Consider the following 16,498-nt stretch of genomic DNA (forward strand, 5'->3'; position numbering starts at 1 on the left):
GTCCCCCTTCCCGTCCGGCACGGGCGCAGCACCGTCGCAAAGCAACTCAACCACGGCCGCAGTCTCTTCCCGCACCTCTCGCTTCGCCGATCCTTCTGCTAAAACCCACTCTCTGGAGTTCTGCCGCGCAGACTCCTAGCCCGGTGCGTGGTCCCTCCCCCATTCCCTTCCGACTTCAATGACCAATGACCGCACTCCCGACATCCGCCGATGCGCCTGCGATGCGCGGCGAATCGCAAACGAAAACACGGGCCGTGAAGCATCGATCCCGGTGAGGCAGCGGAAATGACGCGCCGGCGTGATGCTCGCCGCGGCGCGTCCGCCGCAGCCGGCGAAGGCGCGCGAACGCGCGAGAAGCTGCGCGCGCTCGCGTGGCTGCTCGACAGCTCGATCCGGCTGCCGGGCGGATTCCGCATCGGAGTCGACGCGCTGATCGGGCTCGTGCCCTTCCTCGGCGATGCGGCCGGCGTGCTGTTGTCGGGCTACATCGTGCGCGAGGCGGCGCGCCTCGGTGTGCCGCGCAGCGTGCTGCTCAGGATGGTCGGCAATGTCGCGATCGAAGGCATCATCGGTGTCGTGCCGATCCTCGGCGACGTCTTCGATGCGGCGTGGAAGGCGAATCTGCGCAATGTGAAACTTCTCGATCAGCACTTCGACAATCCCGCTGCGACCACCCGCAGCAGCCGCCGCCTCGTCGCACTCGTCATCGCCGGGCTGCTCGTCGTGATGCTGCTCGTCGCGACGCTCACCGCGCTGATCGTGAAGGCGATCCTCGCCGCGGCGGGGGGCTGAGTTATTAACCCGGCAAATTAATACAACCGTTCGCCCTGAGCTTGTTGAAGGGCGTTGGCAGGGCTTCGACAAGCTCAGCCCGAACGGTATTTAGCTGCCGGGTTAATAGCAGGAGTTGGTCGAACTGAACACCACGATGTCCGATGACCGCGGCTTCCCGAACCGTCCATGTCGGCCATCACCAACGGCTCGGTCCGACGCCCTTGAAACCTGACGCGTTGGTCGGTCTGTGCAAAGCAGCGATTGAGCGGCTTCAAACCATCCACGCGACCGCAAAAATGCCGAGCATCGCGAACGAGATGCCCAGCTTGGCGACGATCGCGACGATGAAGCCGAGCCCGGCCGCGACGCCGGCGCGCGCAGCCTGCCGGTGGCCGGTGCGTGAGAGCAGCTCGCCGATCGTGGCGCCGATGACCGGGCCGACGACGACGCCGATGAAGCCGCCGAACACGCCGACGACGGCGCCGATCAGCGCGCCGGTTACGGCGAGCCCGCTTGCGCCGACCCGCTTCACGCCGAGCGCCGACGCGAGGTAATCGACCAGCAAGGCGAGCGCCGCGAGCACCGCGAGCACGACGAGCGTCACGGTGCCGACGTGGACGAAGCCGTCGAGCCACGCGAGCAGCCACAGGCCGGCGAACACCAGCGGCGTGCCGGGCAAGAGCGGCAGGATCACTCCGGCGAGCCCGGCGAGGATCGCGACGACGGCGACGATGGTCAGCAGTATTTCCACGTCAGGCCGTCCCGATGCGCAGAGGGGTGGCCCGCCCGGAACTGGCCGGCGTCATTCGTCGGCAAGCTCCGGGTACTCGCGCCGCACGGTGTCGCCCCCGCGCCGCCACGCACGACAGTGACCGACGAACGCGACGGTGCTGCGGTCCGTCCAGCGCGACGGGTCGGGTTCCACCGCGAACTGGCGCGCGCTGCGGTCCGGCCACGTCGCTTGCGCGTACGTATTGCCGACCTGTGTGATCAGGTCGGTGAGATGCGTGCACCCCTGCTCGCCGCCGACGCGCTCGATGACCTGCCGCCGGAAGCCGGGGCCGATCCGCAGGCCTACCAGCCGGCGGTACGGCGCGATCGCCTGCGGGCAGTCGGGCCACGGCGCCTCGTCCATGCGCGCGGCGACGTCGCGGATCGTGAAGTCATCGTCGATCAGGAACGCGATGCTCATGTCGTGCATCCTCTCGCCGGCCCGCACCGGCTCGCGCGATCGGAAAGGCACTTGCTGCGCCTTCTCGTCGGTGAGCGTCGCCTCGACTTCCCATAACCCGTCCGTGCGCCGATACGCGCGGCAGGTGATCTGGCGCGTATGCATCAACTCGCGCCCGCAGTCCCCGAACATCCTGTCTCCTCCGAATCGTGGCAGCCGGTCGTGCCTCAAGGAAGACCATGGTAGGCCGGGATCGGCCTTGGATGCGACCTCCTTCCCGCGAAAGAACGCGTCCCGATGCCTTATGCTCCCTTCCCAAAGGGAGAAACAGCCATGAAGAGCAGTGATCATCGTGCCCCCGCGTCCGCCCGCGTGAGCTATCGGCCATACGTCGCCACGCTCGCGCTGATATACGGCGCCGTGTGGCTCGTGCTCGCGATCGACCCGGTCGACCGGAAGGACTGGGTGCTCGAAAACGCGCTCGTGGTCGCGTTCGGCATCGGTCTGTGGGCAAGCCGTCATGCATTCGTCTTTTCGCGCGTGTCGTACGCGCTCATCTTCGTCTTCCTCTGCCTGCACGCGATCGGCGCTCATTACACCTATGCGCTCGTGCCCTACGACGACCTGTGGCAGGCGGTGACGGGGACGAGGCTGAACGCGTTGTTCGGCTGGGAGCGGAACCACTACGACCGTTTCGTCCACTTCTCGTACGGCCTGCTGCTCGCGTACCCGATCCGCGAGATCTTCCTGCGCGTCGCCGACGTGCGCGGCTTCTGGGGCTACTTCCTGCCGCTCGATTTCACGCTCGCGACCTCCGCGCTCTACGAGCTGATCGAATGGGCCGCGGCCGAAGTGTTCGGCGGAGAACTCGGCATGGCGTATCTCGGGACGCAGGGCGACGTCTGGGACGCGCACAAGGACATGGGCCTCGCGGCGCTCGGTGCACTGAGCGCGATGCTCATCACCGCGGCGATCAACCGCGGTTCGCAGCGCGACTTCGCTCGCGAGTGGTCCGACAGCCTGAAGGTCAAGGCGGCGACGCCGGACGACCATGCAGCGCTTGTCGGGGCGAAAAGTCGATAAGAAACCCATCGCGATAAAACTTTGCCGTAGCGAGCCGGTCAAGGGGACATGGACGACACGACCCGCATGCCCGCCTTGTTCATCGGCCACGGCAGCCCGATGAACACCCTCGAACAGAACCGCTTCACGCTCGCGTGGCGAGCGCTCGGGCGAGCACTGCCACGTCCGCGGGCGATTCTCGCGATCTCCGCCCACTGGTACATCAACGGTTCAGCGGTGACCGCGATGCCGACGCCAAGGGTGATCCCCGATTTCTACGGTTTCCCGCAGGAGTTGTTCGACTTCGACTATCCGGCGCCCGGCGCGCCGAACGTAGCCGAAGAGATCGTCGAGGTCGTGAAGCCGGCTTTCGTCGGGCTCGACCGCGACAGCTGGGGCCTGGACCACGGCACGTGGTCGGTGCTCGCGCACCTCTTTCCGCAAGCCGATATTCCCGTCGTGCAGCTTTCATTGCATGGCGGCAAGGATGCCGCGTACCACTTCGACCTCGGCGCCCGCCTCGCTCCGCTTCGCGACCGCGGGATCCTGATCGTCGGCAGCGGTAACGTCGTGCATAACCTGCGACGGGTGCGCTGGGGCTCGGACGACGGGTTCGACTGGTGCGAACGGTTCGACGGGGGCGTGAAGCGCATCATGGAATCGGATTCAGGCGCCCTGCCCGGCGTCACCGCGCACCCGGACTACGCGCTTGCCGTTCCGACGCCGGAACACTTTCTGCCGCTGCTCTATCTCGCAGGGCTGTGCCGCGAAGCCGGTCAACCCGCCCGCGCCTTCGCCGAAGGCTCGACGCTCGGCTCGATTTCGATGACCGGCTACGTCCTCGGCGGTCCGGCGACGCAAGACGCGGCGGCGAACGAAAACGGGGTCGCGACCTTGCCCGACCCGCGCGCGGTTCCGCCCGAAGACACGAACCTGTGAGGCCGAGGCCGCGATCCCTCGACCGGGTCGCGGCAAATGACGGATACGAAATTCCGCTTGCGGTCGTTCACGTCGAGGCTATGTTGAAGGGATGAAACCCGCACCCTTCAAGCGCCCTGCGCTCGCACTGATCCTCGCCGGCTCGGCGCTCGCCGCCGCCGTCGGTGCATTCGCGTTCAGCGGCCAGACGCAGGCGCAGCCCTCGCTGACGATGCCCGCGGCCTGCACCTGTTCGAGCCCGACCCCGCTCGGCAATGCCGGCGAGATCATCAACTGCCGCTGCGAGACCATGCAGTGCGTGTTCGCGAGCGCGCGCGGGGCATCGCAATCGCCGGCGCTCGTCTGCGTGAAGTAGGTTCGCACCGGCGCCATCCTTCTTGCCCGTGCTCCGGTTCGGGCGCACCATCGGACCGACTCCCCCGTGCGGGTTCGCTCCCGGAAAACCATGCGCGCGATGATCCTCGACGCCCCGCGCACGCCGCTTCGCCTCGCCGATCTTCCGGTGCCCGAAGCCGGGCGCGGGCAGATTCTGATCCGCATCGAAGCGTGCGGTGTCTGCCGCACCGATCTTCACCTGCTCGACGGCGAGCTTTCCGACCCGCGCCTGCCGGTGATTCCCGGCCACGAGATCGTCGGCCGCGTCGCGGCGCTCGGCGAAGGCGTCAGCGGTTTTTCCGTCGGAGAGCGCGTCGGCGTGCCCTGGCTCGGATGGACCTGCGGAAGGTGCACGTACTGCGCGACCGGCCACGAGAACCTGTGCGACAACGCGCGTTTCACCGGCTGCCACCTGCCCGGCGGTTATGCGGAGTACACGGTTGCCGACCAGCGCTTCTGCTTCCCGCTCCCCGGACATCTGTCGGCCACGGCGCTCGCGCCGCTGCTGTGCGCGGGCCTGATCGGCTACCGCGCACTGACGATGACCGGCGATGCGCATCGCATCGGTTTGTACGGATTCGGGGCCGCCGCGCATATCCTCGCGCAAGTGCTCGCGCATCAGCGTCGGCCGTTCTATGCATTCACGCGCGCGGGTGACCATGAGAGCCAGGCTTTCGCCCGCGGGCTCGGCGCCGCGTGGGCGGGCAGCTGCGAAGCGGCGCCGCCCGAACCGCTCGATGCGGCACTGATCTTCGCGCCCGCCGGCGAGCTCGTGCCGATCGCGCTGCGGCACGTCAGGAAAGGCGGCACCGTCGTGTGCGCGGGCATCCACATGAGCGACATCCCGACGTTTGGGTACGAGCTGCTGTGGGGCGAGCGGGTCGTCCGCTCGGTCGCGAATCTCACCCGCGAAGACGGCCGGCGCTTTCTCGAGCTCGCGGCGAAGGTGCCGATCACGACGCACGTCGAGCCCTACCCGCTCGAACGCGCGAACGAGGCGCTGCACGCCCTGCGATACGGGCGGCTGCAGGGCGCGGCCGTGTTGCTTCCGGGCTGAAGTGCCCGCACCCCTCCGGATTGATGCAAAATCAATCACGGTGGGGCGCGGCGCCACGGTGAGGTAGAGAATCATCGGCCAGCGCCGGCCCCTCGCTTCCCGACCCGGTCACCGGACATGCGCCGCCGGCGGAGGGTCGGCCACAAAGGGGTCAGACATGGACATCTCCTTTTATGGTGCTACCCGGGAAGTCACGGGCTCGAGCTTTCTCGTGCGTGCGGCAGGGCGTCGCATCCTCATCGACTGCGGTCTCATCCAGGGCAGCGCCGAGCACGAACAGCACAACCGCTCACCTTTTCCGTTCTCGCCGCAGGACGTGGATGCGGTGGTTCTGACCCACGCCCACCTCGATCACTCCGGACGCCTGCCCCTGCTCGTGAAGCAGGGCTTCGACGGACCGATCTTCACCCACCGTGCCACCGTCGAGCTTTGCGCCATCATGCTCGAGGACGCGGCCTACCTGCAGGCGAAGGACGCCGAGTGGGAGACGCGCAGGCACAAGGGCAAGCATCAGCCCGAGGTCGCGCCGCTCTACGACCAGAACGACGTGCATCGCACCAACAGGCTTTTCGTGCCGCTGGAATACGATGCGCCGACCCCGATCCTCCCCGGCGTCTCGCTGACCCTGCGCGACGCAGGCCACATTCTCGGATCGAGCATCGCGGAGCTGATTCTTCACGAGAACGGCACCTCACGCACCGTCGTGTTCTCCGGTGATCTCGGTCACAGCGGAGCCCCGATCCTGTGCGACCCGACACCCGTGCGGAAGGCCGACCTGGTGGTCATGGAAAGCACCTACGGTGACCGCCTCCACCGCCCATGGGAGGCGACCTGGAAGGAAATGGGGGAGATCATCCGCAGTGCCGACAGCGGCAAGGGCAACATCCTCGTGCCCGCTTTCGCCGTCGGCCGCACGCAGGAGCTGCTTTACGCGCTTCACCGGCATTTCGACGAGTGGAAGCTCGGCAACTGGCAGATCGTTCTCGACAGTCCGATGGCGATCAAGGCGACCGAGGTTTACGCCCGTCACGCCGGCCTTTACGACAGCGCGGCGCGGCAGTGGCAAGCCGCGGGGGCGCAGCCCTTTCTCCTGCCGAATCTCAAGGTGAGCCGCAGGACGGAGGATTCGATGCGGATCAACGAGATCCAGTCGGGCGCGATCATCATCGCCGGCAGCGGCATGTGCACCGGCGGGCGGATCCGCTACCACCTCAAGTACAACGTCTGGCGTGAGAACGCCCACGTCCTGATCGCAGGCTTCCAGGCGGCCGGGACGCTCGGCCGGGCCCTGGTGAACGGTGCGCGCCACATCCGCCTGTGGGGCGAAGAGATCGAGGTGAAAGCCTGCATCCACACCGTCGGCGGCCTGTCCGCCCACGCCGATCAGGATGGCCTCGTCGACTGGTATCGCCGCATCGAAGGGCGACCGCGCGTGGTCCTCGTGCACGGGGAGCCGCAGGCGATGGACAGGCTGCAGGAGCGGCTGCGCAGCGACTTGCACGCCGACGTGACGCAGGCGCAGTTCAAACAGGTGATCGGGCTTTGAGAGCCTCGGTATCGCTGCATTCCGCGCTTGCAGGAATCGTCGCTCGACGGTCGAAGCCATCCGGGCGGACCGCTTTCGAGCCGACGTCGCTCAGGATTTCTGGTAGGTATCCAGATCGATGCCCGACCGCCCCGGGGCGAGGATGTTGTTCGGGTCGAGTGCGCGCTTGATGGCGTGTTCCAGATCCCGTTTGACCGGGCCGTAGCTGCGCGCGACCCGTTCCTGGAATCGGGTGTTGACGCGGTACACGGCGTAGCCTTCCTTCTCGAACTCGTCCAGCAGCTCGTTGAAGCAGGCGTCGGCGCGCTTGGTTTCCTCCGCGTCGCTGCGGTTGTACAGCACGTCGATCACGTGGTGCATGTCGCGCGGCGCAACGATGAACTCGGCCACGTAATCGAGTCCGTACTTGTGCAGGATGCGCTTGGCCAGCGTTGCCTGTTTCTTGCACTCGCTGCCGCGGGCCTCGCTCACCGGTGCGAACCACATGGAACCGCCGCCGCCCCGCCAGTTGTACAAGCCGAACTCCTGCAGGTTGGGCACGCCGGACATCAGTTCTGCACGGTACTTGAAGGGCTGTTTGTGGCCGGCCTCTTCCTGGGTGACGATGCGTCCCTTGCCGAGCTTCTTGAAAGCGTCGCTGACGATCTTCCAGTTCGCATCGACCTGTTCCTGCGTGCCGTACAGCGCGGCGTACAGGTTCCACGCACCCATGCCGGTGTCCTTCTGCATCTGCTTGATGACGCTGTCCGGGGTGTGACCCGGCTCCGTGAGGTAGTTGGACCGGCGCAGATGGGCGCTGCCCGCTTCCCACAGGGTGCTGGCGATCACCACCGAGTTGGGGATGGTGCCGGACATGCGCAGCGGACGCAGGAGATCGACGATCTCGACGATGTCCTCCTCGTTCTCGAAGATTACCTCGAACGGTTTGAAGACCGGCGGCTTGGGCATCAGCCAGAAGCCCATCTTCGTCGTGATGCCGTAGTTGGACTGCGTGAACATGCCATCCAGCGTCGGGCCATAGCCCCACTTGAAGATCTGCCAGGTGTTGCTGCCCTTCACGCCGCCCATGCCGGTGCGATAAACATCGCCGTTGGCGAGCACCACCTCCATGCCGCACTGCATCATGAAATGCTCGCCGTAGGGCGTGTAACCCACGCCCCGATCCATGGTATTGCCCAGCGGGCCGGCAATCGCCGAAGGAGCCGAGAAGGACAGCATCAGCGGCAGATTGTTTTCCTGGATGTAGTCGTACAACTGCTGGAAAGTCACGCCCGGTTCGACCAGGGCGGTGCACATTTCCGGATCGATCTTGATGATCTTGTTCATCTTCTTCAGATCGAGGATGACCTGCCCCCGCTGCACCGGGGCCGCCGAGCCGTAACCGAAGTTGCGTCCGGTGGAGATGGTCCAGATCGGAATCCGGTGCTGATTGCAGATTTTCACGATGCCTTGCACCTGCTCGACCGTGGTCGCGGTCAAGGCAGCCGATGGGGCGTGGGTCGCGTTCTCCACGGACATCATGATCTTGTTGTAGGGAAGCAGCTGCTCGGCCTTGACGAGCACGTTCTCTTCCCCGAGCAGCACGCGAAATTTATTCACTGCTGCGTCGAATTGTTCCTGCGTCACGCCTCGGGGCAGCACGCCGCTTTTCTCTTCCGACATGGATTCGACTCCTCAGGACTCGATCGAAAAGGAAACGAAACTGCCGCTCGCCGGTGCACTCTGCGCGAGGATCGGCTGGACGCCGGTCGGGCGCGAACCCAGCGCGGCCAGCAGGTAGCCGACGCCGGCCGCCCATTGCGCAGTGTGTGCTCCGCGGTGGGCCGGCGCCGCGAGCTGCCGGGACGGTGCGGCGCTGCCCTGACGCTCCTCGTACAGCGTGAAACCGGCGCCGCAGGCATGCAGCTGGCGGCTGAGCTGCCGTGAGCAACCTTCGGCAAGATCGGTATTCAGAACACGATGGCGGGTCGAACCGCCTTCGACGGTGTGTTGCCCCAGCCACTGGACACGAGCGCCCGCGCTGCGTGCCAGATCCAGCAACAGCCCCGCCGAGGCATCGTCCAGCAGGCCGATGAGCCGCATCGGCCCCGCCCGCAGCTGGCGCTCGAAATCCAGCATGAAGTCCAAGTCCCGCTCAAGCTGCCGGACCCGCAAATGCGTGCCCGCCGCCGCTGCGGCACCCTCGAGAAATGCGGATTCAACCGCGCCGCTGCCGACGAGCGCCAGTGTCGGGCGGATGTCGCCATGCGAAGGGGGCACATTTCCCAGTACCGGCACCGCTCGGCTCAACACCAGCCCCGCGGCGCCGCCCAGGACCATGCCTTTGAGAACGAAACGACGATCGACGGCCATGGTGCGTGCCTCAAGGCTTGGCCGCCGGCGGCGGCAGGGACGACAGGTACTCGGCCACTTGGGAGATCGACTCGTCATCGACGTAGGACGCGGGAAAGGCCGGCATCGCATTGAAACCGCTGCGCACGACAGCCCTGATGTACGCCTCCGGCAGCCCGCGCCCTTCCAGAACCGGCCCGACCCCGACCTCCGGCTTGTGGCAATAGCCGCAGAGCTTGTTGTACAGATTCTGGCCGCTACCCCATTGGCTTTCGGCATGAGCGCTGGAAGCCAGCCAGGCCAGCGGCAGCGCCGCCGCCGCAACCAGCACCCGCCTCGCGATTGCACCACGCAAGAACGATGACATGTCGTGCTCCCATCGTTGTTTACCGACCTGTAGGGAAGCTGTCCCGGAGCCTGTCGTTGCGGCCTCCGCCCGACAGGCCGTCAGGCTTCATCAATGATCGCGTCAATCATCGTGCCGTAACGCGCCGATATCCCGGGGTTCAGAACGGATAGCCGCGCGGTTCTGTCTGCACCGTGATCCAGTGATCGGTGGTGAACTCCTCGATCGCCCAGTCCCCGTTGAAGCGACCGACCCCGGAATTCTTCTCGCCCCCGAAAGGCGCGTTCGCCTCGTCATTGACCGGCATATCGTTGACGTGGGTCATGCCCGCGCGAACGCGCTGTGCAAATTGCACGCCGCGCGCGATATCGCGCGTAAAGACCGCACTGGAAAGGCCGTACTCGCTGCTGTTGGCGAGTTCCAGCGCGTGGTCGGCATCGCGGGCCGACTGAATCCCGACCAAGGGGCCGAAAATCTCTTCCCGCGCGATCTCCATCTCCGCGGTGACGTCGCCGAAGACGTGCGGCGGCATGACGTTCCCTTGCGGCTCGCCGCCGACCAGCACTTTCGCGCCTTCTTCCTTGGCCTTGGCGACCTTGTCCTTCAGGCCGGCCAGCTGGCGCTCGTTGATCACCGGTCCGACGATCGTTTCCGGCTTGCCCGGATCGCCGTAGGGCAAGGCCTTGACCCGCTCGACGAAGCGCTTGGTGAACTCTTCCACCAGCGGCGCCTCGACGATGATGCGGTTGATCGCCATGCAGATCTGACCCTGGTGCAGAAACTTGCCGACCACCGCCGCATCGACGGCCGTTTCGACGTCGGCATCGGCCAGCACCACGAACGGACTGTTGCCGCCGAGCTCCAGCGCAACGTGCTTGAGATGCTCGCCGGCGTTCGCGATCCGCCCGATGTTGCGACCGACCGCGGTGGAACCGGTGAACGACACGAAGGACGGAATGGGGTGTTCGACGAAGGCATCGCCGATATCCGAACCGGCACCGACCAGGACGCTGAGCACGCCTGGCGGCAACCCCGCTTCTTCGAAGAGGTGCGCCAACAGCAGCCCCCCGGTCACCGGCGTGTCGCTGGCCGGTTTGACGACGACCGCGTTGCCCAATGCCAGTGCCGGCGCCACCGAACGCGCGCTGAGGTGCAGCGGAAAATTCCATGGACTGATCACGCCCACCACGCCCAGCGGCTGGCGATAGACCCGGCTTTCCTTGCCTGGCACGTCGGACGGCAGAATGCGGCCGTGCGCCCGCCCGGGCAGGCTCGCCGCCTCCTGCGTGATCGCACGTGCCGAACCCCATTCGACCTCCGCCTTGATCCGCGTGCTGCCCGACTCGCGGACCAGCCAGTCGATGATCTCGTCCTTGCGCGCGTCGAAAAGCGCCACGGCCCGCCGCATGACGTCCCCACGCGCGGTCGGACCCATGGCCGCCCATGCGGGCTGGGCAGCACGGGCGCCTTGGTAGGCCTCATCCAGATCCTCGCGGCTGGCCATCGGCACGCTCAACAAGGTGTTTCCGGTGAAGGGGTCGGTAACGTTCAGGGTGCGACCCGACCGGCCTTTGCGCCACTGACCGGCGATCGGCAACAACTCGAGGTTCGGATAGGGGGATGTGCTGCTCATGGTGGTCCTCTCGCTACGTGTTCTGACCCGTGACATGTGACCGGACGAACGCCCGATCCACCGGGGATGACAAGGAATCCTTCCGGCTCGCGCCTTGAATCGGGCACGGCCGCGGCCTCGCGAACAAAACCGCGGGTTGCGTATCCGGTTCAGCGGTGCCTAGGCGCACCCTCAGCCCAGCCTGAGAATCGGCTTGACGGTCGCTCCGGACTTGGAGTCTTCGAAGGCCTGGTTGATTTCATTGAAGTCGTAGAACTTGACCAGCTTGTCGAATGGGAATTTGCCGGCCTTGTAGAACGCGACCAGTTGCGGAATGAATACGCGCGGCACCGAGTCGCCCTCGATCACGCCGATCATGCTCTTGCCTTCCGCCATCAGGTCGTTATGCACATCGATGGTCATTTCCGGGGTTACGCCGACGATTGCCGCCTGGCCCAACGGGCGCAGCGCGTTCAGGCACTGACGGACGACCGGCGGTGCTCCCGTGGTCTCGACGGCATAGTGCGTGCCGCCGTTGGCGCTCGCCTTGATCTCCTTGACCACGTCGACCTTCTTGCCATTCAGCGCATGCGTCGCGCCCAGCTCGCGGGCCAGCTCCAGGCGGTTGTCATGCACATCGACGGCAAGGATCTGCGGGCAGCCGGCGATTTTCGCCGCCATGATCGCGCTGAGCCCCACGGCGCCGCAGCCGTACACGGCGATGGAGGTGCCGAACTCGGGCTTGAGGCGGTTGAGCACCGTGCCAGCCCCGGTCTGGATGCCGCACCCGAGCGGCCCGAGCAGCGCCAGGTCCACGTCCTTGTCGACTTTGACCACGTTGCGCTCGTGGGCGATCGCATACGTGCCGAAGGAGGATTGGCCGAAGAAAGTGTGCACGTCCGATTTGCCCTGGTGCAGACGGCAGGTGTGATCGTCCATGCGTCCGCCGAAATTCAGCTCGTTGAAGGTCGAGCAAACGGTGGGATGTCCCGTGAGGCAGTTTTCGCATTGGCCGCAGTGGGCGAAGGACATCACGACATGGTCGCCGGGCACCAGACGGGTGACGTTCTCGCCGACCTGCTCGATGATGCCGGCGCCCTCATGCCCCAGCACGATCGGATAGGGCGACACGCCGAGGTCGCGCCCCACCGCATCGGTATGACACACGCCCGTGGCGACGATCTTGACCAGCACCTCGTTCGCCTTGGGTCCCGACAGGGACACCGCTTCGACAGAAAAAGGCTGGCCCTGGGCATGAGTGACCGCTGCTTGAATTTCCATGTCTGACTCCATCGTGATCGGCGCGAGCACGCCTCGTCCTGATTCTAGCAGATGGAGCGCTCTGCGGAAATTTCGGACAGTCGGCGAAATGCTTATGCCGTATTTGTAGCGCTGGCGCGGTTCCCGCGCACGATCTGGCCGATTTCGCAGCGCGCCAACGCGACCCGGACGTGGTCCAAGCGGGAAATCGCGCTTTGAGGATCCTCGACATCGCGGGCTTCCACTATTGCAGGGCCATGCGCTCAAACGCCGGTCCACTGGATACACGTCGCGCCGGGTTGACCGACGGTCTCCCCCGCAGCCTCGGGACCGGGCACTGGTAAGATGCGACCCCGCGACAGGCGATCCGGTCGCGCGAACTTCGAATGAGATGGCGCGGCGACGTAACTTTCAGCGAGTGCCACGCCTCGAGCGTGAACTTTCCGATGCCGGCGCGGCGTAGCTTTTTTCCGGCGCAACGAGAAAGTTGCGCCAAAGGGGCAAGTTCCGTCGGGCGCAGAGGCCGGATCGGAAGCGGCTCTCACAGCAGCAGAGTCCTATGAGAATCGATGCAATAGACAAGAATCAGACGGTTGGCGGCGCCGATCAGGCGGGCCACACCCCGATGATGCAGCAGTACCTGCGCATCAAGGCGCAGCACCCCGATACCCTCCTCTTCTACCGGATGGGCGACTTCTACGAGCTGTTCTTCGACGATGCGGAGAAGGCGGCGCGGCTGCTCGACATCACGTTGACGACGCGCGGGCAGTCGGCCGGCAGGCCGATCCGGATGGCGGGTGTGCCGTTCCATGCGGTGGAGCAGTACCTCGCACGGCTCGTGAAGCTCGGCGAATCCGTTGTGATCGCGGAGCAGGTCGGCGACCCAGCGACGACGAAGGGGCCGATGGAGCGCGCGGTGAGCCGCATCGTGACGCCCGGCACGCTGACCGACGCGGCGCTGCTCGACGATCGCGCGGATTCGCTGCTGCTCGCGGCGAACCTGCACCGCGGGGTGCTCGGGCTGGCGTGGCTGAACCTCGCGAACGGCGACTTCCGCATCCTGGAATGTCCGGCGGAATCGCTCCAGGCGCAGTTCGAGCGGCTTCGCCCGGCCGAGGTGCTGGTGCCGGACGGACTTGCGCTGCCGCTCGTCGAGACGCTGTCGCCGGTGTTGCGCCGGCTCGCCGATTGGCAGTTCGATGCGGAAACTGGCGAGCGGCTGCTGACCGCGCACTTCGCGACGCGCGACCTCGCGGGCTTCGGCGTCGAGGGTATGCCCGTTGCGCTCTCCGCCGCCGCCGTGCTGTTCGATTACGCGCGCGCGACGCAGCGCCAGAGCCTCGAACACGTCACCGGCATCAAGGTCGAGCGCGAAGCCGAATTCCTGCGGCTCGACGCCGCAACGCGCCGCAATCTCGAGCTGACCGAGACGCTGCGCGGCGAGGCGTCACCGACGCTGTTGTCGCTGCTGGATTTCTGCGTCACGAGCATGGGCACGCGCTGGCTGCGGCATGCGCTGCATCACCCGCTGCGCGACCGTTCGCTGGCCGGCGCGCGGCATGTCGCCGTCGGCGAGCTGATCGGAGTCGAGGCCGGCGCGCCGGGTTTCGGCGGGGGCACGCGGATTCTCGAAGAGGTGCGCGCGGCGCTGCGCGGCGTCGCCGACGTCGACCGCATCACCGCTCGCATCGCACTGCGCAGCGCCCGTCCGCGGGATCTCGCCGCATTGCGCGACAGTCTCGTGCGCCTCCCCGAGCTGCATTCCGCGCTCGCCCGACCGCAAGGGGCCTTGCTCGCCGAGCTGGCAGCGGCGCTCGACGTGCCGCAGGGCGCGGTCGACCTGCTCGTCCGTGCGGTCGCCCACGAACCCGCGGCGGCGATCCGCGACGGGGGCGTCATTGCGGCGGGCTTCGACGCCGAGCTCGACGAGTTGCGCGGCATCCAGTCGAACTGCGGCGAATTCCTCCTCGCACTCGAAACCCGCGAGCGCGAGCGCAGCGGCATTGCGAACCTGAAGGTCGAGTTCAACAAGGTCCACGGCTTCTACATCGAGGTGAGCCGCGCGAACGCCGAGCGCGTGCCGGACGATTACCGGCGCCGGCAAACGCTGAAGAACGCCGAGCGCTACATCACGCCCGAGCTGAAAGCCTTCGAGGACAAGGCGCTGTCGGCGCAGGAGCGGGCGCTCGCGCGCGAGAAGCTGCTCTACGACGTGCTGCTCGAGGAACTCGCGACGCACATCCCGACGCTGCAGCGGATCGCCCGCGCGCTCGCGTGCCTCGACGGGCTTGGCGCTTTCGGCGAGGCCGCGCTGCGCTTCGGCTACGTTTGCCCGCAGTTCTCCGAGCAGCCGGGAATCGACATCACCGCCGGCCGCCATCCCGTGGTGGAGCGCCAGGTCGAGGACTTCATCGCGAACGACTGCGTGCTCGGGCCGACGCGGCGGATGCTGATGATCACCGGGCCGAACATGGGCGGAAAGTCGACGTTCATGCGTCAGGTCGCGCTGATCGCGCTGCTCGCGCATGTGGGCGCGTTCGTCCCCGCGAAGGCTGCCCGAATCGGCCCGCTCGACGCGATCTACACGCGTATCGGCGCTTCCGACGATCTCGCCTCCGGCCGGTCGACCTTCATGGTCGAGATGACCGAGGCGTCCGCGATCCTGCACGGTGCGACCGAGCAGAGCCTCGTGCTCATGGACGAGATCGGCCGCGGCACATCGACGTTCGACGGGCTTGCGCTCGCGTTTGCGATCGCCCGCCACTTGCTCGACAAGAACCGCTGCCTGACCCTTTTCTCGACGCACTACTTCGAGCTGACCCGCCTCAACACCGATTACCCGGAGTGCGCGAACGTGCATCTCGATGCGGTCGAGCACGGCCATCGCATCGTCTTCCTGCACGCGGTCGAGGAAGGCCCGGCGAGCCAGAGCTACGGGATCGAAGTCGCGGCCCTGGCGGGAATTCCCGGCTCGGTGATCCGTGACGCAAAGCGGCGCCTGCGTGCGCTCGAGAACCGCGAAGTCGGCAACGGCCCGCAACCGGATCTCTTCGCGTCGCTGCCCGAGCCGGAACCCGAAGCGCCGGCGCACCCCGCGCTCATCGTGCTCGGCGAACTCGACCCCGATGCGCTGTCGCCGCGCGAAGCCCTCGAACATCTTTACGCGCTCAAGCGCATGGCCCCATGAGCACCCCGATCGAGATCAGCGAAAGCGCGGGCGTCCGCTACCTTCACTTCGGCTCGGAATGGGTCCAGGGCGCGATGCGCATCCGCCGGCCCCATGCGCTCGAACTCGCCTACACGCGCGAGATGATGAGCGGACTGCTGCTGCGCGACACCGAAAGCTGGCCGCGCAGCGCGCTCGTGATCGGTCTCGGCGCCGCGTCGCTCGTGCGCTTCCTCCACCGGCACTGCCCGCAGACCGCGATCCAGGTCGTCGAGATCGCGCCGGCCGTGGTTGCCGCGGCGCGGCAGTTCTTCCGGCTTCCCGAGGAGGACGCGCGCTTCGCGATCGAGATCGGCGACGGGGCGAAATACGTCGAGGAGTCCGATCGGCAGTTCGACCTCGTGCTGGTCGATGGCTTCGATCGCAACGCCCGGGCGGGCAAGCTCGACACGGCGCCGTTCTACGAGAACGTGCGCGCCCGCCTGTCGGACACCGGCCTGATGTCGGCGAACCTCTTCGGCCGCTCGCGCGGTTTTCGGGCGAGCGTCGAACGCATCCTCACCGCGTTCGATGGCCGCGCCATTGCGTTTCCGTCGTGCGACAGCGGTAACGTCGTCGCGTTTGCCGCAATGGGCGAGCGGATTTCGATTCCGGTGGCGGAGCTGCGCGAAGGGGCGCAGGCGCTGAAGGAGAAGACCGGACTCGACCTCCGCGCGACCGTCACGCGGCTCGAGCAGGCGGGCAGCCTGCCCGGGGGGCAGCTCGTTCTATGAGCGACGCTGTCCGCGAAGGGAGCGCGGCATAAAGTCTTGGCGTCTCTCCGCCGCGACGCGAGGCCGAGGGGCGACGGCTGCAACCG

At 66.6% G+C, this 16,498-nt stretch carries 15 protein-coding genes; 8 read left to right on the plus strand and 7 right to left on the minus strand.

The window, feature by feature from the left end; translation table 11 throughout:
* Window positions 1-285 precede the first annotated feature (285 nt).
* The gene (locus ROZ37_RS20725) at window positions 286-792 is read left to right on the plus strand and encodes a DUF4112 domain-containing protein (protein WP_312662507.1); all 507 of its coding nucleotides are present in this window, start codon (window positions 286-288) and stop codon (window positions 790-792) included.
* A 253-nt stretch (window positions 793-1,045) separates the two neighbouring features.
* Here ROZ37_RS20725 and ROZ37_RS20730 read toward each other — a convergent pair whose 3' ends face one another.
* Together ROZ37_RS20730 and ROZ37_RS20735 are read right to left on the minus strand one after the other, a co-directional pair.
* Window positions 1,046-1,525 (minus strand): DUF456 domain-containing protein, encoded by a 480-nt coding sequence (locus ROZ37_RS20730; protein WP_312662508.1) that lies wholly within the window; start codon window positions 1,523-1,525, stop codon window positions 1,046-1,048.
* 51 nt (window positions 1,526-1,576) lie between these two features.
* A complete protein-coding gene (locus ROZ37_RS20735; RefSeq protein ID WP_312662509.1) occupies window positions 1,577-2,137 on the minus strand; it encodes a DUF2889 domain-containing protein in 561 nt (186 codons plus the stop codon).
* 141 nt (window positions 2,138-2,278) lie between these two features.
* Between ROZ37_RS20735 and ROZ37_RS20740 the strand changes: the two genes are divergently transcribed.
* The 5 genes from ROZ37_RS20740 to ROZ37_RS20760 all read left to right on the plus strand — a co-directional run bounded on the left by ROZ37_RS20740 (window position 2,279) and on the right by ROZ37_RS20760 (window position 6,924).
* Entirely contained in the window at window positions 2,279-3,028 is a 750-nt protein-coding gene (locus tag ROZ37_RS20740) for a DUF2238 domain-containing protein (RefSeq protein ID WP_312662510.1), read from the plus strand.
* 48 nt (window positions 3,029-3,076) lie between these two features.
* A complete protein-coding gene (gene ygiD, locus ROZ37_RS20745) occupies window positions 3,077-3,946 on the plus strand; it encodes a 4,5-DOPA dioxygenase extradiol (protein WP_312662511.1) in 870 nt (289 codons plus the stop codon).
* Between the two features lie 91 nt (window positions 3,947-4,037).
* Window positions 4,038-4,301 carry a hypothetical protein gene (locus tag ROZ37_RS20750; RefSeq protein WP_312662512.1) on the plus strand — a complete coding sequence of 88 codons (264 nt, stop codon included), beginning with the start codon at window positions 4,038-4,040 and terminating at the stop codon, window positions 4,299-4,301.
* Window positions 4,302-4,391: 90 nt separating this feature from the next.
* Window positions 4,392-5,378, plus strand: coding sequence for a zinc-dependent alcohol dehydrogenase family protein (locus tag ROZ37_RS20755; protein ID WP_312662514.1), 987 nt, complete (start codon window positions 4,392-4,394; stop codon window positions 5,376-5,378).
* Between the two features lie 157 nt (window positions 5,379-5,535).
* Window positions 5,536-6,924: an MBL fold metallo-hydrolase gene (locus ROZ37_RS20760; RefSeq protein WP_312662517.1), complete on the plus strand. Its 1,389-nt coding sequence runs from the start codon at window positions 5,536-5,538 to the stop codon at window positions 6,922-6,924.
* Window positions 6,925-7,014: 90 nt separating this feature from the next.
* On the opposite strand, the gene ROZ37_RS20765 is transcribed toward ROZ37_RS20760, so the two are convergent.
* The 5 genes from ROZ37_RS20765 to ROZ37_RS20785 form a co-directional block, all read right to left on the minus strand.
* Window positions 7,015-8,586, minus strand: a complete 1,572-nt coding sequence (locus tag ROZ37_RS20765; protein WP_312662519.1) for an FAD-binding oxidoreductase — start codon at window positions 8,584-8,586, stop codon at window positions 7,015-7,017.
* A 12-nt stretch (window positions 8,587-8,598) separates the two neighbouring features.
* A complete protein-coding gene (locus tag ROZ37_RS20770) occupies window positions 8,599-9,276 on the minus strand; it encodes a hypothetical protein (RefSeq protein WP_312662520.1) in 678 nt (225 codons plus the stop codon).
* 10 nt (window positions 9,277-9,286) lie between these two features.
* Window positions 9,287-9,622 carry a cytochrome c gene (locus ROZ37_RS20775; protein ID WP_312662522.1) on the minus strand — a complete coding sequence of 112 codons (336 nt, stop codon included), beginning with the start codon at window positions 9,620-9,622 and terminating at the stop codon, window positions 9,287-9,289.
* A 139-nt stretch (window positions 9,623-9,761) separates the two neighbouring features.
* Complete coding sequence (locus ROZ37_RS20780) at window positions 9,762-11,234, minus strand: aldehyde dehydrogenase family protein (RefSeq protein ID WP_312662524.1); 1,473 nt, start codon at window positions 11,232-11,234, stop codon at window positions 9,762-9,764.
* 171 nt (window positions 11,235-11,405) lie between these two features.
* Window positions 11,406-12,494: an NAD(P)-dependent alcohol dehydrogenase gene (locus ROZ37_RS20785; RefSeq protein ID WP_312662525.1), complete on the minus strand. Its 1,089-nt coding sequence runs from the start codon at window positions 12,492-12,494 to the stop codon at window positions 11,406-11,408.
* A gap of 538 nt (window positions 12,495-13,032) precedes the next feature.
* Between ROZ37_RS20785 and mutS the strand changes: the two genes are divergently transcribed.
* The gene (mutS, locus tag ROZ37_RS20790) at window positions 13,033-15,660 is read left to right on the plus strand and encodes a DNA mismatch repair protein MutS (protein WP_312662526.1); all 2,628 of its coding nucleotides are present in this window, start codon (window positions 13,033-13,035) and stop codon (window positions 15,658-15,660) included.
* Window positions 15,657-16,412, plus strand: coding sequence for a fused MFS/spermidine synthase (locus tag ROZ37_RS20795; protein ID WP_312662527.1), 756 nt, complete (start codon window positions 15,657-15,659; stop codon window positions 16,410-16,412). Before mutS ends, ROZ37_RS20795 begins: the two co-directional genes overlap by 4 nt.
* The last annotated feature ends 86 nt before the right edge of the window (window positions 16,413-16,498 follow it).

Origin of the sequence: Aromatoleum sp. (assembly GCF_032027225.1) — a bacterium.
Taxonomy (GTDB): Bacteria; Pseudomonadota; Gammaproteobacteria; order Burkholderiales; family Rhodocyclaceae; genus Aromatoleum.